Source organism: Fibrobacter sp. UWH5, assembly GCF_900142505.1.
In the GTDB taxonomy this organism is placed as follows: Bacteria; Fibrobacterota; Fibrobacteria; order Fibrobacterales; family Fibrobacteraceae; genus Fibrobacter.
The window spans coordinates 61,000-81,901 of the sequence record NZ_FRBB01000015.1; the positions used below are offsets into that span (position 1 = coordinate 61,000).

Consider the following 20,902-nt stretch of genomic DNA (forward strand, 5'->3'; position numbering starts at 1 on the left):
TACAAAGATAACTTGTTTTACCAATATACAATATGGCGCCGGGAATAAAAACGCAAACAGTGTAATAAGTGTTTTCCAATGGAAACAAGGAAACATCTTTTCTAAATTTGGTCCGCACAAAACCAGGCGCATACTTTAAAAAATCCGTCTTATGAAAAACAGCACGAACCTAAAAGCACACCTTTGCATATTCGGTGCCGCTGCCATCTGGGGCCTGATGGCACCTATCGGCAAGGAAGCCATGACCCACGGCATTACCGGCCTGGATATGGCGTTCTTCAGGGTGGCGGGAGCTGCCATCAGTTTCTGGATCGCCTCCCTGGTTCAAAAGGTGTTCTTCCCCGCGCTGGAAGCCGCACAACCCAAGCCGCCTAAAAAGGACATCCTCAAGTTTGCAGGCGCCGGGCTTTTCGCCATTGTCTGCAACCAGTGCTGCTTTACGGTGGGCCTTTCCATCACATCGCCCATCAACGCTTCCATCGTGGCCACAAGCCTCCCCATCTTCGCGCTGATCTCGTCGGCGGTTTTTCTGCGGGAACGGATCACCCTCATGAAAGTCCTTGGAATTGGGCTAGGCCTATCTGGCGCCCTGATGCTCGTTCTCGGAAGTGCCACCGCAAATAACGCCAAGGCCGGAAACATCCTGGGAGACCTTCTCTGTATGACATCCCAGTGCAGCTTCGCCATTTACCTGGGACTCTTCAAGAATCTCATCAGTAAGTACAACGTAATCACCTGCATGAAGTGGATGTTTACCTTCTCCACGCTGATGGTAGCACCCCTCACCCTTGGCGGCGTCGCGGAAATCCCCTTCCCAGAAATCTCCGCCATTACCTGGGCCGAATCCGCCTTCGTGGTTTTCGGCGGCACCTTCATCGCCTACCTGCTCATGGCAAGAGCGCAAAAAATATTGCAGCCCACCGTGGTGGCCATGTATAATTACGTACAACCTACTACGTCCACTGTCATTTCAGTCCTCATGGGAATCGGAATCTTTGGACTGAGCCAGGCCGCTGCCATCGCCTTGATTATTGCTGGCGTCTATACCGTAAACAGGGCAAAAGCAAGCAACAGCTAGGACACCTTCGCGAAAAAATGCAAAATGTGGCCAAGATGGACTCCATTTTTCCTGTAAGCTTAACTTTGGAGTCCATAATTTTAGTTTATACGAAATATGCTTGCTATTATGGTAAATAATTTGGGCTCCAAAAGGTTAAAAAGCCACATATGGAGTCCAAACATCTTAACGAGAAGGCGAAAAGAAAACATTTTACGATTAATTTATATGTATAAATAGGCTCCAAATTGCTTTAAAAAAAAATTTTGGAGTCCATTTTTAAGAAAAAGTAGCGGGAAAGTCGCCCATGGCACAAAAAAAGCCCGCGGATTCTAAACCGCGAGCCTAAAAATTCTTGCTGCAAATTTGAACAAACTAAAGTCTTGCCTTCACCAGCTTCAGCAAGTCCGCAAAGACTTCATCGGGAGTGCGGTCGGCATCGATAGCTTGTACGCAATCACTATAATCGCGGGCGGCAGCCAGATAACCCTGACGTACACGTTCAAAGAAGTCAGCCTTCTCGCTTTCAAGGCGGTCGGGAGCCTCGCCACGTTTTGCAGTGCGGGCACGGCTGGCTTCAACAGTCAAGTCCAGCACCACCGTCAATTCCGGGAAGCATCCGCCGCAGGTCAGTTCCGTCAGACGCCGCACCTTGTCGGCACCAAGCCCGCGGGCATAACCCTGGTAAGCAAAAGTGCTCCACGCAAAGCGATCCGCAATCACCACCTTGCCTGCATCCAGAGCAGGCTTGATAATTTCTGCGATCACCTGGGCGCGGGCGGCATTATACAGCAACAGCTCGGTATCGTCTGCCATGATTCCCTTGAAGGCAGGGTCCAGCAGAAGTTCGCGAATGCGTTCTGAAATCTTGGCGCCACCAGGTTCACGCAGGCGCACCACCTGATAGCCTTCAGATTCGAGGGCGGCCACCAGCAAGTCAATCTGGGTAGACTTGCCAGAACCATCAATACCTTCCAGAGAAAAGAATCGCTTTGCTGTCTTCATTAGAAGTCGCTCACTTCGTTCGCTTCGAGCAATGAGGCCGTTCTTGCCTTCGGCAATCACTTTGAGGTGTGAGCAAAACAAATTATGCATCGTAGCTCAGAGGCCAAAAGCCGACCTCACACCTCAAAGCACCAAAGGTGCGACCTCACACCTGATTATTCTTCGCCAAGATCCTTACCGTGGCACTTCTTGTACTTGAGGCCACTACCGCACCAGCACATGTCATTGCGGCCAATCTTCGGAGCCTGAGCGGCAGCGCGACGGGCAGCAAGAACGCGGGGGTCAGTATAGGTGCGACGGACACGGGGCTGTTCAGCAGCGGCTTCCGGAGCGGCGCCAGACTGTTCAGTTGCAGCAGACTGTGCCTGCTGTTCTTCAGAAATGGCGTTGGTTTCAGAAGAGGCAGCTTCACCGGCAAGGCCTGCAGCCTTTGCACCTTCAGCGCTCACCTGTTCACCAGATTCCGCTGCGGCACCATTGGCTTCTTCCATAGCCTTACGTTCGGCTTCCACCTGTTCCGGAGACTTAAGCTGCAGCTGGTCCGGGGACACGGTAATCTGCTGGCCATTGGGGCCCGGAATAGTAATGCGGATATTCAAGATACGGAGGGCAGTCAAGGTCGCAATCTTTTCCATGCAGCCTTCGAACATCTTGAAGCCTTCGTTCTTGTAAACCATCAGAGGATCCTTCTGTGCGTATCCGTGGAAACGGATGGAATCCTTCAGCTGGTCCATGGCATACAAGTGTTCCTTCCAGACCTGGTCGATGGTCATGAGGAGGAAGCGGCGTTCGATCTGACGGAAATCCTGTTCCGGAATGATCCTGGTCAGCTTGTCGTAACGGGCCATGCACAGGTCAATAATTTCCTGGAGCACGACTTCGGGAGTCTTGGTGGTAGCTTCTTCCAAGGTCAGGTTGTATTCCATAGAAAGGGAGCGCTGCAGATCCACATGCAGATCTTCAAGCTTCCAGTCTTCCGGATAGCTCTTGGCGGCAATGTACTGAGAAACCTTGATATCGCAAGCGTCTTCGATGCGGTTCTTGATTTCGGAACGGACATCTTCACCGTTCAGGATACGACGGCGCAGACCGTAAATCACCTTACGCTGTTCGTTCATCACGTTATCGTAATCCAGCAAGTGCTTACGGATATCGAAGCTCTGGCCTTCCACGCGACGCTGAGCACCGCGAATAGAACGGGAAACGATGGGATGGGTAATCACTTCGTCTTCACCCACGCCAAAACGGCTCATGAGGTTCTTGACGTTATCGCCACCGAAAATACGCATCAGGTTGTCATCCAAAGACAGGAAGTACTGGCTGGAACCCGGATCACCCTGACGGCCGGAACGACCGCGGAGCTGGTTGTCGATACGGCGGGATTCATGACGTTCAGTACCCAGCACATGCAAGCCGCCCAGTTCGGTAACACCTTCGCCCAGGGCAATGTCGGTACCACGACCAGCCATGTTGGTAGCGATAGTCACCTTGCCCTTATGACCGGCATACTGAATGATTTCAGCTTCACGGCCATGGTTCTTTGCGTTAAGCACTTCATGGGGAACGCCTTCCTTTTCCAGCAAGCCATGGAGGTGTTCAGACTTTTCGATGGATGCGGTACCAACGAGAAGAGGCTGACCCTTGGCGTGACGTTCCTTGATTTCTGCCACGATGGCGCGCCACTTGGCATCTTCAGACTTATACACCAGGTCCTGTTCGTCCTTACGGATGCAAGGATTGTTGGTGGGAATCACCCAGGTGTTCATGTTATAGATCTTGATGAATTCCGTTGCTTCCGTTTCGGCGGTACCGGTCATGCCCGACAGCTTGTTATACATGCGGAAGTAGTTCTGGAAGGTGATGGTAGCGAGAGTCTGGTTCTCGCGACGGATCTGCACATTTTCCTTGGCTTCGATAGCCTGGTGCATACCGTTGCTGTAACGGCGGCCTTCCATCAGACGGCCAGTGTTTTCGTCGACGATGATGATTTCGCCATCGCGTACGATGTAGTCCACATCGCGTTCGTAAAGGTGCCATGCCTTAAGAGCCTGGTCAATGAAGTGAACCCAGTCTGCGTGTTCACCGTAAAGGTTGGTAATCTGGAGGATAGATTCGATGTTTGCAACACCCTTGGAGGTAAGCTGCACGACCTTATCCTTTTCATCCACACCAAAGTCCTTGTTCTTCACAAGCTTCTTTGCAATTTCATTTGCCTTGGCATACTTATCAGTAGCATCTTCGGCAGGGCCAGAAATGATCAGCGGAGTACGGGCTTCATCAATAAGGATGGAGTCCACTTCGTCAACGATACAGTAGTTCAGTTCGCGCTGCACCAGCTGACTAGGATCCACAGCCATGTTGTCGCGGAGGTAGTCAAAGCCGAATTCGTTGTTGGTACCGTAAGTCACGTCGGAGTTGTAGCTGGTACGACGCTGTTCCGGATCCAGACCATTTACAATCAGACCCACAGTAAGGCCCAGGAACTTATAGACCATACCCATCTGCTTGGCGTCACGGCCAGCCAGGTAGTCGTTCACGGTCACCACGTGGACACCCTTACCAGAAAGGGCATTCAAGTAAACCGGGAGAGCTGCAGCCAGAGTCTTACCTTCACCGGTAGCCATTTCTGCAATGGCACCTTCGTGGAGCACAAGACCACCGATCATCTGCACGTCGAAGGGCATCATGCGGAAGGGCTTCACGGACTTGGGGTAAAGTTCGCGGACCTTGGCATAGAGGGCGGCGGGCAGGTAAATTTCCCATTCATTCTTGCCGGAAGCCAGCTGAGCCTTGGCATCGTTCACGCAATCCTGGAGCTCGGGGCCCAGCTTGCTGAAATCAAAATTGTTTTCGGGCTTGAAGATATTGAAGATACCCAGACGGCGGTCGCAAGCTTCCTTACAGACAGCAAAGGCATCAACGCGGATATCGTCCAGAGTGGCACCATTGTTCAGCTTTTCGCGGAATTCGGCGCTCTTTGCAGCAAGGGCTGCATCATCCAGAGCTTCCAGGGCCTCGCGGGCGGCGTTGATTTCTGCAATCACCGGACGGAGCTGCTTCACTTTACGTTCATGGGGTGTACCGAAAATCTTGTGTAGGACGGTATCTACAATGCTCATTTTGTTTCCTTTTTACGGCCGAGGGCGCAGCCCGCGGTCACTGATTAAAATTATACGAGCGTAAAATAGCAACTTTCATGCCAATAAAAAAAGTTGCATTGTGAAACAAAGGTTAAAATTACCGATAAAAAATAAATGTACAAATGTGCATTATTTTATAAAAAGCGAGGGCCCACTTTTTGGGAGGAAAATTTAAAAGCGACGAACAATGAGAATCTTGTAGGCGCACACCAATTTCTGTTCCCAGTGGCTGTCGAATATCACAGGCATATATTCCGTTTCCAGAACATTATTCCAGGACCAAATCTCACCAATATAGCCAAAGGCAAGCTTGCCAATGATTTCCGGAAGCAGCATATAGTCATCCTCCTCCGTATCGCCTCCCACGGCAACGCCCGCCACGCCCCACAAGTTCAAAAAAGCTTTGTTGTCAAAGACCCAGGTATAGGTATAGCCCATATCCACCCAGCTGCTAAAAATTTCCTTTGGCTCCTGATAATACGGAAAAAATTCATCCTTGTCCTTTGTCTTCGTTCCTTGAATACGGCCGCCAAGAATTAGGCTTCCGGCAGAATGACGCTGCCTGCGATCCAAGAAGAAAGCCGCCCTCGGGGAAAATTCCCCATTGGATGTCCCTAGCCATAGAGCTGAAACATAGACATCCCTCTCCCAGAGATCTACATATAAACTGCTATCTCCCACATCAGTAGAAAATCCGCTATAACTGCGGTACACTCCCTTGACCCACCAGTTTCCAGGGAAAAAATCGAACCCTGTCTCGAAGGAAATCGATTTCGAACTCTTGTTATTTGACGTAAATGGAAGTGCGTAGATAAAGTCCCAATAAAAGTCTCCGTAGCCGAGACCGAGACCCACATCTACCGGGCGATTGGATTTCAGCGCCCCACCATCAAACTCGCTACTCCAGAAACTGACGAAGTTGTAATTGCACAGAAAACGGATTAAAAATTTTCTCCTGAACTCGACAATTCCATCTTCATGTTCCGTTTCAACAATAGTCGCCCTATCACCATCCCCTATTTTCAGGGAATCCTGCCCCTGCCCCAACGCCATTCCGCATGCGCATATAAGGGATAGTACAAATACAAGGCGACAAAGCATGGGGCAAATATAAAAATGCACAAGAATAAAATCTATCTTTATGGAAAAGGTTATGATATGAACAGCTCAGTTAGTAGAACACCCAAGTCCATTTTTTCTGTTACCCTCCTTGCAATTTTCGCCATGGCAGGTTTTACTGTCGCCCAAACGACAGACGACGAACTTAAAGATCATCCGGAATATACCGCTAGCGGTTACCTGGTCTACCCGGAACCGGACAAGAGCGTCAAATACACCAAGGCGCCTGCCGGCTATAAGCCGTTCTATATCAGCCATTACGGCCGCCACGGAAGCCGCTACCATTACAGCGCAGACGATTATAACTACCTCTTCGAGACTCTGGCCAAGGCCGATTCCGCAAAGGCTCTTTCCGTCACGGGCAAGTACATTATGTTGTCTTCAAAACTGCTGGCAGACAAGGCCGCAAGCCGCGCAGGAGACCTGACCCAGAAGGGTGTCAAGCAGCACGAGGGAATCGCCATGCGAATGGCCAAGAACTTCCCCGATGTGTTCAAGAGCAAGAACGCCAAAATTGCCGAAGTCAACGCCAAGGGCAAGCAAGTCAAGAAGAACGTCAAGTTGCCGCCCCAGGTGGACGCCTTCGCCAGCACTTCGGGCCGTTGCATCGTCAGCATGTCCGCATTCGTAGGCGGCCTCAAGTCCCAGGTGCCCACCGCCCAAATCCGCATGGAATCAGGCAAGAGCCTCATGGGCCATATCAACACCTTCAATTTCGACATCACAAAGAACTACGCCGAAACCCCGGAATTCAAGGCCGAAAACGACAAGCTGTGGAAGGATATCTCCACCGACAATTTCGTACGGACGATCTTCGCCGACACCGCCTACGTTTCCAAGAACGTGGACGTTTCCAATCTCTATAACAAGATGTTCGAAATCGCAGGTAGCATCCAGGGCATGGAAGACGACAACGACCTGATTATCTTCGACCGACTCTTCCCCAAAGAAGAAAAAATCAAGCGCTGGAAGGCGCAGAACGCCTGGTGGTACAGCATCCTGGGCACATGCCCCCTTACCGGTAATGACGGCATCAACACCGCAAAGCCCATCCTGAAGCACATCATGAGCGAAACCGAAAACGCCATCGCAGGCGCCACCGATGCAGACGCCGCCACCAACACCGTAGCCACCCTCCGTTTCGGTCACGACACAGGGCTCCTCCCCCTGGCAGGTCTCATGCAGCTTTCCGTCGCAAATGCAAAGGTCACCGACCTGAGCAAGCTTCACGAACAGTGGACTGATTTCCGCATCATCCCCATGGCAGCAAACCTGCAGATGATCTTCTACAAGAAGCCAGGCGCCAAGCCGGCAAAGGGCGCAGCCCCCGAAATCCTGGTCAAGTTCCTGTACAATGAACGTGAAGTTACCGCACCCATCCCCTGCGGCGACGAACCCGCCCAAGAACCCGCCCAGGTCAAGGCCGACATCAAGCCCGGCATGGTGGCAGCCCAACCCGCTGCCCAGCCTGCGGCCCCCGGCGTAATGCTTCCGCCGCCCCCCGCCAAAAAGGTAAAGTGCCCCGCCGCCCCCTACTACCGCTGGGAAGACGTAAAGAACTTCTACGGAAAAATCCTGGCCGAATAATCCGCGCTCGCAGACACTACCTGACGCTCCGTTACCTGCCAGCCATCGTTATCAGCCGCTCCGTTACCTGCCGCCCATCAAGTGGAAATTCAGGTACGTCGAAAAACTGAAAATTCGGCGGCTCATGGGCTCGAACAAGTCCGTTGAATAGGCCGCCAATTTTAGGTAAGTGTCCAGTCGGCTACCCAGATCAAGCCAATCCAGAATCCTGTATTCCATGGCAGACTGGTTCACCACCAGGAAGTCCCAACCCTCCGCGCCATAGTGGGGTGTGGAGCCTGGAATGGTATGCAGCACATCTGCGACGACTTTATTATAGACCCTGAATTTTTTCTTGTACAGAACTTCTGTCATCAGGCTGTATTTCACGCCAGTATTGTACTGGTAATTGTCCTTGTCCGAAACGTACTCCGGATGCACTTCCTGGATCAAGTCGTCATATCCCATGTCAGCTGTACCCAACATGATATAATAAATCTGGTTCATAATGCGGAACCGTAAATCCGGCGTAAGCCACAGGGCAATATCCAGGGCGGCTCCCAATGACAAGGTGCTCACCGTAGCCAAGTCCCCGTAGAAAGTATCGAAGTTCAGGTTCAGAGAAAAATCCAACCAGTGGCCGCGACCATGCAGGCCCGCATTTTTCAGCTTTCCCATAATGTCAAGCTGCAATACGTTCCCCTCGAAACCTGTCTCGTTGAACATCTCCACCTTGAAATAGTCGAAAGGTTCCTTCACCCTCGTATAGGGCTTTCCGTATTCCAGGAACAATGAGGTCATGCCGTGATGATCGTTCCACTGCTGGTCCAGATTATCGGCCCCCTGGTTACCAATACGGTAATCACTACCGAATCGGGAGCCGCCACCTGCAGCAATCACAAGTTCAACAGGCACCCAGCCCGTCCTGAAATCCCGACTACCGAACATCTTCCTCTGGCTATAAGCCATAGGGTGGAAAATGAAGGCCGCCAATTCCCTGTACCAAGGCACATCGGAGTTGCTATAAGCCAATCGTGAAAGCCTGTACAGGACTTCGCCGTACATGGAGCCGCCAATAGAAGTCGTCATCAAGTCGTTGGGCGCCGGGTATTCCGTCTCGCAGAACATTTCCCAGATGCTGCTTCCGAGAGCCGCCCAAACTACACTCTGGTAAAAACCGTAACCGCCGGCGCGGGCGGCACTATAATAGTAGGAACCCTGATACGGGTGCCCGTAAAAATTGATGGCCCAGTGATTATGATCCCACTTCCAGCCTTCCCTAAAATTCCGCTTCCAATAGCTGGGACCTGTGTGGGCGTAATTCTTGTCCAGCACATAATAATCCCAGGCCCACACAAAAACATTCTGGCCCAGAATCTGGCCGGCAACCACCGGGGCAAAAACCGGTTCAACCTTGGCCGTATCCCTAGAAAAAAATTCGTCCAATTCGGCGCCATAACCGGCAGTCCGCAAGGAATCCACGATACGTGCAGAGTCTGCGGCTCTAATCTCCAACTTCCACAGCGCCACATCCTTCACGCTGATAACAGGTTCCCTTTCTATGGAATCCTGGATAGACTTGGCAGCTTCTACAAGATTTTTCTTTTCTTTATGGGTGACCGCTTGCGACCAAGCGCAAACCTGAAAAAAGAACAGAACGAAAAAAACAGTCATGAACTTCTTCATGACTGCATATTTAGAATTATCCAATTCGACTAGTTATTGGGACGCAGGCCAACAGACTCAAAAACAGCCTTGTTCTTGGGATCCGGGAGAGCCACGGAGGTAATCCAGTTGAATTCTGCCACACCAGCCAGACCCACACGGGCGCAAAGCTGGTCACGGGCCACATTGTAGGCGTTCAGGATCAAAATCTTTTCGGAATCGTTAGCCTTGTCGATTCGTTCAGACCAGCGATAGCCCAGTTCTACCAAGCCGGCACTTGCCTTGGCGTAGAACTTTGCCTTTTCGGCACTGATCACAGAAGAAGAAGGAACGTTAAAAGTCTCCACCGGAACAATGGGCTGTGTCTTGGGAGAACTTACGTGCATCTGAGCAATTTCAGGCACACTCTGCTGCTCTTCGCCGCAGGCGGTAAAGTTCACGGCCATAAATGCAGCCAGAACTGCAAAAACAAAAAAAGAGGCAGCCGTCTTAAACGTCGCCAGGTTAAAGTTAATTCCTTTTATACGTCCAGACATAGCTGCCTCTTTTTGAAAGTCTCAAGAACTCACGGGTTTGATTTCTTGGACCTTCCTTTACTAGCGGCTTGTGGGCTCGAACCACAGACCTGCGGATTATGATTCCGACGCTCTACCAACTGAGCTAAGCCGCCGAAGGTTGAACCAAATTTAGTCAATTACTGAAATATTTTCAAGGGGTTTAGTGAAAATAAACTTCAGTTTCTACAAAATTTTCGCCCCATTTGATCACCTGCCACCCAGGAGCCGAACTTTTCAGGTTAAAATAGGGGCAATTGGGGTCAATCTGCATCTGTGTCGCCGGCGAAACATGAACCGTCTGACGTCCAAGCTTGACCTCGAACTGGCTGTGATAGTGTCCAGTAAAGATATGAGTCAGGTTGGGAATGTCAGCCAGGACCTTCTGCACATCAAGCATGTTGCGCATATGATAACGCAAGTCCATGAAGCGGTGACCGCAGAAACAGGGAGGGTGATGTACAAAAAGCAAGATCTCACCAGAAACCTTGGCCGTCTCTTCCTTCAGCCAAACCAGCTGTTCAGGAGAAACGTCGCCGCAGGCACTATCCAAAAAGAAAATGCTTCTACCGGCGATATCGTATCGGTAGTAGCACTTGCCATCGTGGACCTTGCCCTTCAGGTCATAGAACTGCTCCATGACTTCGATGCGGTCGTGATTTCCGGGAATAACGCAGTATGGAACCGGGTAATCCTTGAGCAGGTCTGCCAGATACTTGTAGGCGCCGGGCTCTGCATCCTCATTAGCCAAATCACCGGACAGGACCAGCAGGTCCAAATCCTTCATAGATTCGGAATTCAAGGCCTTAAGAAAGTTGGCGCGAACATCGATGCCCTGCACCAAGTTCTCGTCTTCACCGATATGGATATCGGTTATCTGGCCTATTTTGAGAATTTTAGTTTCCATACAAATTGCTAGTACAATATAAATTTTTGTTTAGCCACCCAAGGATATATTTTTTCAAAATTTTTCCCTTTGTGAGCCAAATCAACAAAGATAATGTGCTTTTTTCCCAATCTTCAACATCGTTTTGTGAAAGTTTTGTGAATTCACATTGAAAACTAAGCTTCAACACTTATCAACGTTGAAAATTGTGAATAGATTTGAAGTTTTCAACATTTGTACACATCTGAATTATCTTCGTATCTTATTGAGCATCAATGAGTTATAAATTAAACTTTACAAATCTATCCACTATTCACGAAACCAATATTCAATACTATATATATATATACATAGTATTTATTAGTATGTGTGTTGATTAGAGCTTGACTTCCTTAGAAGCGGAAGCAGGCTGCTGAGACTGCTGGAGATTGCCCATCTGGCAGTTGCCCTGGAACACTGCACCTTCCTGGATGATCAGGAGCTTGGTCTTGATGTTACCGACAAACTGGGAGCTGTTTTCGAGAATGAGCTTTTCGGAGCAATCGATGTTGCCCTTGACGGAACCTGCAACTACTGCAGAGGTAGTCTTGATTTCGCCTTCGATGAAACCCTGCTTTTCGATAATCAGTTCGCCTTCAATTGCAACACTACCGTTGATGGTACCGGCTACGCGAACGTCGCTCTTGCCGCTAATGTCGCCCTTGATGGTTACGCTATGACCGATCTGGGTAATTTCCTGTTCCTTAACTGCCATTGTTTCCTCTTTGGTTAGTGAAATTTTTTTTAAATCTAATTCTATAAGATACTAATAGTTGAAGAATGTTTCGGGATCCAGTTCCTTTCCATCCTTCGTTATAGTATAGTGCAAGTGGGGTCCACTGGCATTGCCAGTTGCACCGATGGTACCGATGATATCACCCTTGCCGACATTGCGACCCTTGCGGGTGCGGATTTCCTTCATATGGGAATAACTCGAAACGTAACCGTTCTGATGGTTGATGATGACGGTGTTTCCAAGTTCTTCTTTCTGCCCGGCAAATTCCACGGTGCCACTGCCCGATGCAAATACAGGATTTCCGGGCTGGGCCGAGAAGTCTGTTCCCATGTGTCCGTTCTCTTCAGAGAACTTCTTGCTGATGATGCCGACCACGGGAATCACGTTGGGAATTTTTTCAAGGCGCAGTTTTTCTTCCATGGGAATCCAGCCGCCTTCATAGTCCACATCGATCTTCTCAGAAGGAGTGTGGGCGAACTTATTCTTGTCGATAAGGCTGTTGACCTTGTTGGAATCATTTTCTACGAAGGTGCCTAGCAGGTTCTGGATTCTTTCTTCCAGAACCCAGAGGGAGTCCATGCGGTTGAACAGTTCCTCGTAGTTCTGATTCTGCTTGATCAGCTGGGCGTTGGTGACGCGCATCTTCTCGTAACGGATGAGTGTCTTGGTGACATGGCCCATCTTATAGATGAAGGCGCCGGTAACGGCAATCAGGACTACCAGGAAAATCTTGAGGAACGTGAACCATTTGGTGGAAACACGGAACTTCTTGATTTCCTTGGAATCTTCCGGGATAATCTGTATGGTGTAATACTTACCTTTCACAGTTTCCTCTGTCTAACGGAATCGCCTATTAGCGGTCCATCAATTCCTGGATACGGGTCAGGTCGTCCATGCTATAGTAGTTGATGACGATGGTACCCTGGGACTGGGTGGGATTGGTGGGTTTCAACTGAACCTTGGTTCCAAAGTAGGTTTCGAGACGATTTTCGAAATTCTTCAGGTCGGCGGAAAGTTCGATCTTGGGCTTGGGTTCTGCTGCCGGTGCGTCGACAGGTTCTTCGCCGGAAACTTCTTCGCCAGTGTGAACTTCGGGAACTTCTTCAGAAGATTCGGCAGGAGCCTGTGCTGGCTGAACTTCGTCACCGCGGATAATGGCTTCGATCTGACGGACGTTCAGACCTTCCTCGATGATGCGCTTTGCCAGTTCTTCGGCATTGTCCACCTTGTCAGAGCAAAGTGCGCGGGCTGCACCTGAGGCAATCTTGCCTTCCTGAATCCAATCCAGAACCTGGGTCGGGAGCTTCAGCAGGCGGAGTGCGTTGGTGATAGCAGAGCGGGACTTACCAACAGTCTTGGCCAAATCATCGTGGGTATAGTTGTGAAGATCGATCAACTGTTGATAAGATTGTGCAACTTCAACAGGATTCAGGTCCACACGCTGGATATTTTCGATGAGGGCCCATTCGCCCATGATCTTGTCATCCAGACTTTCGTAGACCTGGGCCTTGATAGTAGCGAGACCGGCCAGCTTGGTTGCGCGGGTACGACGTTCACCGCTGATGATCTGGTAGCGGTCGCCCACCTTGCGAACGGCGATAGGCTGGATCAGACCATGCTTCTCGATGGTTTCGGCAAGTTCAACCAGTTCGTCATCGTCAAAAGTCTTACGGGGCTGGAACGGGTTGGGGTCGATGAGATTTACGTCAATTTCGATAATTTTCTGGGAGTTATCAACAGTTTCGGCGTTTTCGACAGCATTAGCTTCAGATTGTTGATTAGTTTCCTGGGGATTGCTAGGCTGTTCAACAGAATGATCCCTCAAAATATCAGCGAGACTACGACCCAGAGAAAAAGACTTCTTACCCATAAAAATAATTTCCTTATATATATAGTTAGCTTGACTGACCTGACTATTTATCCTTGTTCAGGATTTCTTCAGCCAGCTTTACATATGCCTGGGAACCGGTGCTCTGCACATCGTACAGGATAACCGGCTTGCCGTGAGACGGAGCTTCGCTCAAACGGACGTTGCGGGGAATCATGGTCTTGAAGACGGTGTCGCTCAAGTTTTCGCGGACTTCGTCAGCCACCTGCTTGCAGAGACCCAGACGGGAATCGTACATTGTCAACAGGGCACCTTCGATCTTCAAGTTGCTGTTGAGATTTTTCTGAACTTCGCGGATGGTCTTGAAAAGTTCAGTCATACCCTGCAGTGCATAATATTCACACTGCACGGGAATCAGCACGCTAGTAGCGGCTGTCAACACGTTCAATGTTAATAAGTTCAGACTGGGGGGAGCGTCGATAATGATAAATTCGAATTCCTGGGACAGGATCTTCATGATGCGTTCGAGACGGCGTTCGCGACTCATGGCGTTCACCAGTTCGATTTCCATGACAGCCAGGTCCGGTCCGGAAGTGATCATCTTCAGGTAGTCCAGGTTGGTATCCAGAATTGCTTCCTTGATTGTTTCATAGGTAACATTATCCGGATTTTCGGCCATGTTCAGAACTTCGTGGATATCCACGTCCTGCATTTCATTGAAACCCAGACCCTGGGATGCATTACCCTGGGGGTCCATGTCAATAAGAAGAGTCTTCTTTTCGAGGGCGGCAAAACTGGCAGCCAGGTTCACGGCGGTAGTAGTCTTGCCTACCCCACCCTTCTGGTTGCATATAGCGATCACTTTACTCATTCGTTACCTCTTGTAACTAGGGCATATTCCTGTTCTTCCTGGGGCAATGCATATTTATATATGTGTACTGCCGGATCGTTTTCCAGGTGAACGATGTTATTAAAACTCTTAAGGGTCACAAATTTGCCACCACGGGCCAGACCCGGCTGGGCGCGTTCCCAGTCATTTTCAAAAGTGGAAAGGGCGCGGCAACTGACAAAATCCAAATAAGCCAGGCCGGAAGTTTCGAAGCGCTTGCCTACGACAGTCATGTTGTCCAGGTGCAATTCCTTCTTCACGAAATTCATAAACTGCACGCGCTTGTTGCGAGGTTCCACAGCGTAGAATTGGACTTCGGGCATGACAATGGCTAACGGAAAACTGGGACATCCTGCACCGGCACCCATATCAGCCCAACGCTTACCCTTCAGCTTGCTGAGGGCCTCTGCGCGAAAAGCTGCGGTGTCATCCTGAGGCGCAGCCGAAGGATCCACCAACTTACCTATATATATATAAGGCACCAGGGAGTCTGCGATGTGTCTGGATAAAAACTTCTGGGAATCCTTTTCAGAAATCAGGTTGCCGTATTCCTTGGTATCAACAACCAGGTCGGCAAAAGCATAAAGCTTTTCCAAAGTTGCAGCAGACAGTTCCACCCCGTTTGAGGAAAGAAACTGATTTAGAAGATTCTTCTGTTCTTCGTTATTTTTATACATAATGGTTCGTACGTTGGTGTGCTACGCACACTACATTCTCATGCTCGGTCATCCCCGTCAAGCGAGGATAGGTGCCAGAATGCAATCATTCTGTCGCGACACTCGCTATCGAATGTTGGGCTCCTACGGAGTCATTCGCTGCACCCAGGATATGTCAAAGAATAAATTCTATGCCGCATCCTAGATTTGCAAATGTTTACTCCTTTGGAGTTTACACCCATCGGGTGTCAAATGAAAATAAACAAGTTTATTTTCGCTTTCCACCCTCGGTTGTGTTTCACGTGGAACATAATTTAGATATCCCAAAAAATAAAATCAACAAAAGACGAGTTTAGCCTTTCATTTAATTAAAATATCTGTGGATATTATTTTAATTTATGTTGGGTTTTTGTTGATAAATTTTGTGGTGATTTCGTAACTTGTTTTATAAAAAAGATTTATGTTTTGAAATGTATGTTGATGATTCGTGGATTTTTCATTTTTGAGGGGGTGTAAAATGGTAGAAATCGAGGTGCTTCAGGGTGACATCACCAAGCTTAAAGTGGATGCCATTGTGAATGCCGCCAACTGTTCCCTGCTGGGAGGTGGCGGTGTGGACGGCGCCATCCATAGGGCTGCCGGTCGGGAACTGCTGATGGCTTGTAAGAAGTTTGGGGGTTGCGAAACTGGCGAAGCTCGAATTACTCCCGGGTTCAAGTTGCCGGCAAAGTTCGTAATTCATACTCCTGGACCCATCTATAACGATGGCCTTCATGGGGAGCCGGAACTGCTCAGATCCTGCTACGAAAACTCCATGAAGCTGGCGGAAGAAAACGGTTGCGAGACGATAGCCTTCTCGGCAATCTCTACCGGAGTGTATGGCTACCCGAAAAAGGCTGCTACCGAAATTGCCGTGAAGACAGTTCGGGAATACCCAACGCAGAATGTGAAGAAGGTAATCTTCTGCTGCTTTGGTGAAGACATGTTGAAGATTTATCAGAAAGTTTTATAAAAATCCGTACCAATGGAGCCTTCCTTTGCTAGATTTTTAGTAACAGGAAGGCGTTTATGATTTCTGAAATTGCCCCTATTCTTGAAAAGTTGAGGGGTACCGAAGAATACGACATCCTAGTTGAAATGGATGCAGTTTATTCCCGAATCGAAGAAAAGCAACGGGAATGGTTTGAAAAGTCCAAGTTCACCTGTCCTCATGGCTGTGGCAAATGCTGTGAACATTTTGAGCCTGACTTGCTGGAAAGTGAAGCTCTTTACATGGCCGCCTGGCTATTGTGCAATCAGCCTGACGTAGCCCAGAATGTTGCCGAAGGGAAGTTTCCTTTGATAAATGTTTCACGTGAAACTTTTGCAACATTCCAACATTGCCCCTTCTTTCGGGAGGATATTTCGGGGACGAATCTTCTAGGGCATTGTACTATTTATGGTGGCCGGGCATCCATTTGCCGTCTCTTCGGAGCTGCCGGATCTCGGGACAAGCATGGTAATGAAGTCTGGAAACCCTGCAAGTTTTACCCCGCAGAAGAACTTGCCGCCGTCAAGACTCTATCTGGCGAACCGATCCTTCATCGGCAATACACTGCAGAAGAAGTAAAGAATCTCTTTGGCGCCCTCCCTCCTGTCATGAGCGACATGATGGAGCAAGAGGAAACCTTCACCCCCGACGATGATTCTTCAACATTAATCCACGATATCCTGCCTAGGTACATCCAGCGGTTAATGTGGATTGTGGATTTAAATTCTGGGAAAGATTCCATATAAGAAAAAGCCCAAGGCATTGCCCTGGGGATGTTTGCAAATTGAGTTATTTCACAACCTTAATGGTATGTTGCTTTTGCTTGGCGGGGCGACCCATAAGATCGAATAGCTGGAACTTCTTATTTACGATTGTAGGATGAATCTTGTGTTTAAAGCCAGTTGTGCTTTCACTACCAATTTTTGAAAAATAATACTTTCCAACAAGTTCATCTTCATATATTCTTGAATAGAAAAAAGTCATTGAACTGTCAGTTGTTTCAATCCAGTATTTGGACATTGGTTCATTCTTTGGGCTGTATTCGTAGCACCTGCTGTTGTCAATAGAATCTAAGGCTATGTAATATCTGTTCATTAATTCAAATTCACCTTTATATACATCATAAAAGTATTGCAGTCCATAGATGGTATCGTTAACTGTATAATAAGTGAACATGGCTTCCATATTATCATCCGTTTTGGAGTATTGGATTGTTACTGTGGAATCCTTTTCAGTGAAATATGTCTCGGACGCAGTTAAATGGTTGTCTATGTACGTATTTGTGGTGATGGAATTATCGGCATCGTTTTGTGTGATGACTTCTTTGTATGAGAGAGTATTGCATTCATCAGTGCATCTTGTTGCGCTTTCTATAGCGCCATTTTTATCACGATTAAATGTGGTATGAGCATAGTAGAAACCACTTAGATCGCTTCCATTTATGGACTGAGTGCTGTCTAAGGTATATGTATTATCAAATTTTTTTGATCCACCATAATTAGAAATTGAAAATGCTTCTATGCAGTTAATGGCATGTGCAGAAAAAACAAAAGATGCGACTAAAAGAAAGATCTTCTTCATATAACCTCCTATGTTGATGTCATTCTGCTTTTGCAAGTGCCAATATAGAAAAAGTCCCCCGCAAGATTTGTACTAAAAAAAGTGAAAAATCTTTTGACAATTCCTTTAGAGGTGCCGATATAACAAGTGAGGGATGGTTACCCTCCCGTACTAGTCATACGGTTCTCCTATGGTTGGAAAATCCCCGGGGCATATGCCTCGGGGATTTTTTTAGCAGTTTAATTCACTTACTGAATAGAGGGTTGCTTTCCCTGCCAGGGTCATTCTTTCGCCCTTGATTTTGCAGTAAAGAGTGCCTCCCCTTCGGGATGCCTGCCTTGCAATAATCTCTGGCTTATTCATCTTGCCACTCCAATAAGGAGCGATGTGGCAATGCCCGGAACCGCAGACCGGGTCTTCGCTGATGGCAATTTTCGGACCGAAGCTTCTGGAGACGCAGTCTTCCTTGGTGCCTTTAGCGGTAACATGAACAAGAAGACCTGGCAATTCCTTCATCTTGTCAAAGTCCGGCTTCATTTTTTCGATGGTGTCCTCAAAGTCAAAGACGCAGAGCATGTCGCGACCCATGTAGGCTTCCGAGGGCCTTGCACCCAGGGCGGCTTCCATTTCATCTGTAACGGGGATGGGCTTCAGGTCATAAATCGGGAAATTCATTTCATAAAGATCCCCGTTCTTGTTGACTGTTAACTGGCCACTCATTGTCTCGAATATGATTTTTTGAGTCGTCTGTTCATAAAAGTTGAAAAGTACGAATGCGGTGGCTAGAGTAGCATGGCCGCAAAGATCAACCTCATCGCTAGGGGTAAACCAGCGAAGGTGATACTTGGGGATGCTTTCGTCATTCCCGGTTTTTACCACAAAGGCTGTCTCGGAGAAATTGTTTTCGAATGCAATGTTATGCATTAGTGAAACTTCCGGCCATTTGTCCAGAATACAAATTGCAGCCTGGTTACCATGGAATAAGGTATCGGAAAATGCATCGACGATATACTGTTTCATACCAAAGAATATATAAAATGTTTCACGTGGAACACAACCGAGGGTGGAAAGCGAAAATATGCTTGCATATTTTCATTTGACACCCGATGGGTGTAGGACTAATGTCGAAGACATTAGTCCCAACATGCAGGGTGTTGCATGCGAAGCATGCCAACCTGCGATGACGAGTGCCACGGCGGGGAGCTTGCTCCCGATGTAATAATTCTGATTATGCAAGCGCCAACATGCAGGATGTTGTGTGCGGAGCACGCCAACGTCGGGGTGAGTTATCCACTTTGCGAGAGAAGTAGAAAATTATTTATACGGTCAGTTCTACTAGATTGCCTTCGGGATCTTGAACCACACTTTCGTAGTATCCATCCCCCGTCGTTCGAGGCTGCCCTATAATGGTAATGCCATCGGCTTCCATCTGGGCGGTCAACTTGTCTACCATATCCTTGGACCCTAGGGATATTGCCACATGACACCATCCTAAATGTGGATTGGGTATTGGAGATTCGATGTCGTTCCGGTGCATTACCTCAATGCGGGCGCCTCCATCAAAAGTAAGGAACCTGCTGGTGAAACCCTTGGCAGGATTATGGTATTCTGGATGAATCGTAGCTTCCAGATACTTTTCATAGAAGGCGCAAACTTTCTCGATGTCTTTGACCCAAATGGCAACGTGATCTATTTTCATAGGGTCAATATATAAATAATAGGGTGCTTCGAATCGGCTAAACTCCCCTAGCTTCCGGGTTCCAGATAATCTTATGGAGCTGTACCTGGAAGCGGACGTTATTCCGTCGCATCACCTCGTTCCCTAAAATCCAGTTCACCATATCCTCGTACTTCATTGTCCCGAAGATGGGGGAAACATAGAATGTGGGGAGCCTTTTTCCGAGAGCGCTGAACCTTCCCTCCATTGCCTCGATGACCCGGGCGGCATCCAGAAGATCCTCCTCTGTGCCCACCACAAACTTCAGGACATCCTTCTCCCCCAAGGTCATCATGTTCTCCATTTTCATTCGGGGCTGCATTCCGCTGGAGATACTTTTCCAGTCCATGGTGCAGAACATGTTCTTTAGGCTAGTAGGTTTGGGTTGGGTTCCGTTGGTCTCGATATTGATTTCGAAGCCGAAATCGTCCAACATTTTCAATAAAACTTCCACATCTTTGTGGATAAGTGGCTCCCCTCCCGTCAGGGTGACGAACTGAGTGTTGAAAGACTTGACCTTTTCCAACACTTCCACTGGGGTCATTTCCTGGAAGTCGCCCCCTTCCACCGCATACATGGAGTCGCAATAGGAGCAGCGGAGGTTGCATCCGAACAGACGGATAAAGACGGCGGGGGCGCCTGTGCGGATACCCTCACCCTCTATGCTGAGGAATATTTCAGAGATTTTCATGAGTTAGTAGATAGTGGGAAGTTGACAGTAGTCAGGTATGGGGGACGCATCTTCGGTGCTCGAGGCATGAGGTCGGCGCTATGCGCCTAGAGGCAATTGTAATTACAATACCTCATACCTCTAGATGCGAAGCATCGACCTCAAAGCGAAGCGACCTCAATGCACTGAAGTACATCTTAGTCCACTTCATATTCGGCGATGTTGCCTTCGCTTTCCTGGACGATCACTTTATAGCAATGGGGAATCTGGTCGCAGATCCACTTGGCGATGTTTTCGGCGGTAGGATTGAAGTCCACCACATCGTTTATGTACTTGTGGTCCAGCTGTCGGGAGATGGTCTCCTTGGCAGTCTTGAAATCGATGACCATACCGTCAGAGTTTAAAGTCTTGGACTGGCAATGAACGGTAATGATCCAGTTATGTCCGTGAAGATTTTGACACTTGCTTTCGTAGGAGAGTGCCAGCTTATGTGCTCCGGAAATTTCGAAGCGCTTCGAGATTCTATACATGAGGTACCTAGTTTTGTTTATAGACAGGATGGTTTTCGAACTGTCCTGCGGTCAAATATTAATGCCGCTGTGAATTGATGTTGAGGATTAATATAGAAAAGGGTTCTATGGTTCCCAAGGCGGAGATGCATAAAAACAATGTTGGCGAAGAATGTTCAACCTACGGATGTTGGTGTGCTACGCACACTAGTCAGAGAATAAATTCTCTGCCGCATCCTAGGTTTGCAAACGTTTCACGTGAAACGTTCGTAGAGT

20 protein-coding genes and 1 tRNA gene are annotated in these 20,902 nt (G+C 48.5%); 4 read left to right on the plus strand and 17 right to left on the minus strand.

Annotated elements, in window-relative coordinates; genetic code table 11:
- Positions 1-151 precede the first annotated feature (151 nt).
- The gene (locus BUB38_RS11795) at positions 152-1,078 is read left to right on the plus strand and encodes a DMT family transporter (RefSeq protein ID WP_073160778.1); all 927 of its coding nucleotides are present in this window, start codon (positions 152-154) and stop codon (positions 1,076-1,078) included.
- A 354-nt stretch (positions 1,079-1,432) separates the two neighbouring features.
- Here the strand turns inward: BUB38_RS11795 and tmk are convergent, their stop codons facing one another.
- The 3 genes from tmk to BUB38_RS11810 form a co-directional block, all read right to left on the minus strand.
- A complete protein-coding gene (tmk, locus tag BUB38_RS11800) occupies positions 1,433-2,062 on the minus strand; it encodes a dTMP kinase (RefSeq protein WP_073160780.1) in 630 nt (209 codons plus the stop codon).
- Positions 2,063-2,217: 155 nt separating this feature from the next.
- A complete protein-coding gene (secA, locus tag BUB38_RS11805) occupies positions 2,218-5,181 on the minus strand; it encodes a preprotein translocase subunit SecA (RefSeq protein ID WP_073160782.1) in 2,964 nt (987 codons plus the stop codon).
- Positions 5,182-5,373: 192 nt separating this feature from the next.
- Positions 5,374-6,255 carry a DUF4421 family protein gene (locus BUB38_RS11810; RefSeq protein WP_175547684.1) on the minus strand — a complete coding sequence of 294 codons (882 nt, stop codon included), beginning with the start codon at positions 6,253-6,255 and terminating at the stop codon, positions 5,374-5,376.
- 105 nt (positions 6,256-6,360) lie between these two features.
- Here BUB38_RS11810 and BUB38_RS11815 point away from each other — a divergent pair, with 105 nt between their 5' ends.
- On the plus strand, positions 6,361-7,908 hold the full coding sequence (locus BUB38_RS11815) for a histidine-type phosphatase (protein ID WP_254794951.1): 1,548 nt from the start codon (positions 6,361-6,363) through the stop codon (positions 7,906-7,908).
- Positions 7,909-7,971: 63 nt separating this feature from the next.
- On the opposite strand, the gene BUB38_RS11820 is transcribed toward BUB38_RS11815, so the two are convergent.
- From BUB38_RS11820 to BUB38_RS11860, 9 genes are all read right to left on the minus strand, one after another.
- Positions 7,972-9,597 (minus strand): DUF3943 domain-containing protein, encoded by a 1,626-nt coding sequence (locus BUB38_RS11820; RefSeq protein ID WP_139258428.1) that lies wholly within the window; start codon positions 9,595-9,597, stop codon positions 7,972-7,974.
- Positions 9,598-9,602: 5 nt separating this feature from the next.
- The gene (locus tag BUB38_RS11825) at positions 9,603-10,088 is read right to left on the minus strand and encodes a hypothetical protein (RefSeq protein ID WP_249269405.1); all 486 of its coding nucleotides are present in this window, start codon (positions 10,086-10,088) and stop codon (positions 9,603-9,605) included.
- 61 nt (positions 10,089-10,149) lie between these two features.
- Positions 10,150-10,222: transfer RNA gene (locus BUB38_RS11830), tRNA-Met, on the minus strand.
- A gap of 47 nt (positions 10,223-10,269) precedes the next feature.
- Positions 10,270-11,013 carry a metallophosphoesterase family protein gene (locus BUB38_RS11835; RefSeq protein WP_073160788.1) on the minus strand — a complete coding sequence of 248 codons (744 nt, stop codon included), beginning with the start codon at positions 11,011-11,013 and terminating at the stop codon, positions 10,270-10,272.
- A gap of 355 nt (positions 11,014-11,368) precedes the next feature.
- Positions 11,369-11,746 carry a bactofilin family protein gene (locus BUB38_RS11840; protein WP_073160790.1) on the minus strand — a complete coding sequence of 126 codons (378 nt, stop codon included), beginning with the start codon at positions 11,744-11,746 and terminating at the stop codon, positions 11,369-11,371.
- A 51-nt stretch (positions 11,747-11,797) separates the two neighbouring features.
- On the minus strand, positions 11,798-12,592 hold the full coding sequence (locus BUB38_RS11845; RefSeq protein WP_073160792.1) for a M23 family metallopeptidase: 795 nt from the start codon (positions 12,590-12,592) through the stop codon (positions 11,798-11,800).
- Positions 12,593-12,620: 28 nt separating this feature from the next.
- Positions 12,621-13,637 carry a ParB/RepB/Spo0J family partition protein gene (locus tag BUB38_RS11850; RefSeq protein ID WP_073160794.1) on the minus strand — a complete coding sequence of 339 codons (1,017 nt, stop codon included), beginning with the start codon at positions 13,635-13,637 and terminating at the stop codon, positions 12,621-12,623.
- Between the two features lie 43 nt (positions 13,638-13,680).
- Complete coding sequence (locus tag BUB38_RS11855) at positions 13,681-14,466, minus strand: ParA family protein (protein ID WP_073160796.1); 786 nt, start codon at positions 14,464-14,466, stop codon at positions 13,681-13,683.
- Entirely contained in the window at positions 14,463-15,161 is a 699-nt protein-coding gene (locus BUB38_RS11860; protein ID WP_073160798.1) for a 16S rRNA (guanine(527)-N(7))-methyltransferase RsmG, read from the minus strand. Before BUB38_RS11860 ends, BUB38_RS11855 begins: the two co-directional genes overlap by 4 nt.
- Positions 15,162-15,657: 496 nt before the next feature.
- Between BUB38_RS11860 and BUB38_RS11865 the strand changes: the two genes are divergently transcribed.
- The gene (locus BUB38_RS11865) at positions 15,658-16,152 is read left to right on the plus strand and encodes an O-acetyl-ADP-ribose deacetylase (RefSeq protein WP_073160800.1); all 495 of its coding nucleotides are present in this window, start codon (positions 15,658-15,660) and stop codon (positions 16,150-16,152) included.
- A 56-nt stretch (positions 16,153-16,208) separates the two neighbouring features.
- Complete coding sequence (locus BUB38_RS11870) at positions 16,209-16,916, plus strand: YkgJ family cysteine cluster protein (protein WP_073160802.1); 708 nt, start codon at positions 16,209-16,211, stop codon at positions 16,914-16,916.
- 43 nt (positions 16,917-16,959) lie between these two features.
- Here the strand turns inward: BUB38_RS11870 and BUB38_RS11875 are convergent, their stop codons facing one another.
- The 5 genes from BUB38_RS11875 to queD form a co-directional block, all read right to left on the minus strand.
- Positions 16,960-17,751, minus strand: coding sequence for a hypothetical protein (locus BUB38_RS11875; RefSeq protein ID WP_073160804.1), 792 nt, complete (start codon positions 17,749-17,751; stop codon positions 16,960-16,962).
- A gap of 210 nt (positions 17,752-17,961) precedes the next feature.
- A complete protein-coding gene (locus BUB38_RS11880) occupies positions 17,962-18,750 on the minus strand; it encodes a PhzF family phenazine biosynthesis protein (RefSeq protein ID WP_073160805.1) in 789 nt (262 codons plus the stop codon).
- A gap of 298 nt (positions 18,751-19,048) precedes the next feature.
- Positions 19,049-19,429, minus strand: a complete 381-nt coding sequence (locus tag BUB38_RS11885; RefSeq protein ID WP_073160807.1) for a VOC family protein — start codon at positions 19,427-19,429, stop codon at positions 19,049-19,051.
- Positions 19,430-19,466: 37 nt separating this feature from the next.
- Positions 19,467-20,138, minus strand: a complete 672-nt coding sequence (locus BUB38_RS11890) for a 7-carboxy-7-deazaguanine synthase QueE (RefSeq protein ID WP_073160809.1) — start codon at positions 20,136-20,138, stop codon at positions 19,467-19,469.
- A 176-nt stretch (positions 20,139-20,314) separates the two neighbouring features.
- Positions 20,315-20,647: a 6-carboxytetrahydropterin synthase QueD gene (gene queD, locus BUB38_RS11895; RefSeq protein ID WP_073160811.1), complete on the minus strand. Its 333-nt coding sequence runs from the start codon at positions 20,645-20,647 to the stop codon at positions 20,315-20,317.
- Between the last annotated feature and the right edge of the window lie 255 nt (positions 20,648-20,902).

Bases quoted from the DNA above. Each gene is read 5' to 3' on its own strand.
- BUB38_RS11825 (WP_249269405.1), bottom strand. From the start codon at position 10,088: ATGTCTGGACGTATAAAAGGAATTAACTTTAACCTGGCGACGTTTAAG.
- BUB38_RS11855 (WP_073160796.1), bottom strand. From the start codon at position 14,466: ATGAGTAAAGTGATCGCTATATGCAACCAGAAGGGTGGGGTAGGCAAG.
- BUB38_RS11810 (WP_175547684.1), bottom strand. From the start codon at position 6,255: ATGGCGTTGGGGCAGGGGCAGGATTCCCTGAAAATAGGGGATGGTGAT.
- BUB38_RS11865 (WP_073160800.1), top strand. From the start codon at position 15,658: ATGGTAGAAATCGAGGTGCTTCAGGGTGACATCACCAAGCTTAAAGTG.
- BUB38_RS11850 (WP_073160794.1), bottom strand. From the start codon at position 13,637: ATGGGTAAGAAGTCTTTTTCTCTGGGTCGTAGTCTCGCTGATATTTTG.
- BUB38_RS11835 (WP_073160788.1), bottom strand. From the start codon at position 11,013: ATGGAAACTAAAATTCTCAAAATAGGCCAGATAACCGATATCCATATC.
- secA (WP_073160782.1), bottom strand. From the start codon at position 5,181: ATGAGCATTGTAGATACCGTCCTACACAAGATTTTCGGTACACCCCAT.
- BUB38_RS11815 (WP_254794951.1), top strand. From the start codon at position 6,361: ATGAACAGCTCAGTTAGTAGAACACCCAAGTCCATTTTTTCTGTTACC.
- BUB38_RS11860 (WP_073160798.1), bottom strand. From the start codon at position 15,161: ATGTATAAAAATAACGAAGAACAGAAGAATCTTCTAAATCAGTTTCTT.
- BUB38_RS11880 (WP_073160805.1), bottom strand. From the start codon at position 18,750: ATGAAACAGTATATCGTCGATGCATTTTCCGATACCTTATTCCATGGT.
- BUB38_RS11890 (WP_073160809.1), bottom strand. From the start codon at position 20,138: ATGAAAATCTCTGAAATATTCCTCAGCATAGAGGGTGAGGGTATCCGC.
- BUB38_RS11840 (WP_073160790.1), bottom strand. From the start codon at position 11,746: ATGGCAGTTAAGGAACAGGAAATTACCCAGATCGGTCATAGCGTAACC.
- queD (WP_073160811.1), bottom strand. From the start codon at position 20,647: ATGTATAGAATCTCGAAGCGCTTCGAAATTTCCGGAGCACATAAGCTG.
- tmk (WP_073160780.1), bottom strand. From the start codon at position 2,062: ATGAAGACAGCAAAGCGATTCTTTTCTCTGGAAGGTATTGATGGTTCT.
- BUB38_RS11875 (WP_073160804.1), bottom strand. From the start codon at position 17,751: ATGAAGAAGATCTTTCTTTTAGTCGCATCTTTTGTTTTTTCTGCACAT.
- BUB38_RS11870 (WP_073160802.1), top strand. From the start codon at position 16,209: ATGATTTCTGAAATTGCCCCTATTCTTGAAAAGTTGAGGGGTACCGAA.
- BUB38_RS11795 (WP_073160778.1), top strand. From the start codon at position 152: ATGAAAAACAGCACGAACCTAAAAGCACACCTTTGCATATTCGGTGCC.
- BUB38_RS11885 (WP_073160807.1), bottom strand. From the start codon at position 19,429: ATGAAAATAGATCACGTTGCCATTTGGGTCAAAGACATCGAGAAAGTT.